At 59.1% G+C, this 509-nt stretch carries 1 protein-coding gene; it reads right to left on the bottom strand.

What is annotated here, in order from left to right:
* The coding region (rpsC, locus tag J5M67_RS27925) for a 30S ribosomal protein S3 (RefSeq protein ID WP_243434927.1) at positions 1-476 on the bottom strand (476 nt) is incomplete at its 3' end.
* Positions 477-509: the final 33 nt, after the last annotated feature.

The following is a 509-nucleotide window of genomic DNA, read 5'->3' on the forward strand; positions in this document are numbered from 1 at the left end:
TCGCGATACCATTCGGTACGCGCGATTTCGATGCCGTTCAGACGGCCGGCGCTCATGATCTTGATGCCCTGGGCACCCAGACGCATCGCGTTCTGCATCGCGCGCTTCATCGCGCGGCGGAACATGATCCGGCGCTCGAGCTGCTGCGTGATCGAATCGGCGATCAGTTGCGCATCGGTTTCCGGCTTGCGGATCTCTTCGATGTTGACGTGAACCGGCACGCCCATGCGGCGTTGCAGTTCCGTCTTCAGCAGTTCGATATCCTCGCCCTTCTTGCCGATGACCACGCCCGGACGCGAGCTGAAAATCGTGATGCGCGCGTTCTTCGCCGGGCGCTCGATGACGACGCGGCCGACCGAAGCGTTCTTCAGCTTCTTCTTCAGATACTCACGAACACCTATGTCTTCCTGAAGCATCGCCGCGAAATTGTTGTTGTTCGCGTACCAGCGCGAAGCCCAATTGCGGCAGACAGCCAGGCTAAAGCCAGTCGGATGAGTTTTCTGTCACAT

It is taken from the genome of Pseudomonas sp. 30_B, from assembly GCF_017491605.1.
In the GTDB taxonomy this organism is placed as follows: domain Bacteria; phylum Pseudomonadota; class Gammaproteobacteria; order Pseudomonadales; family Pseudomonadaceae; genus Pseudomonas.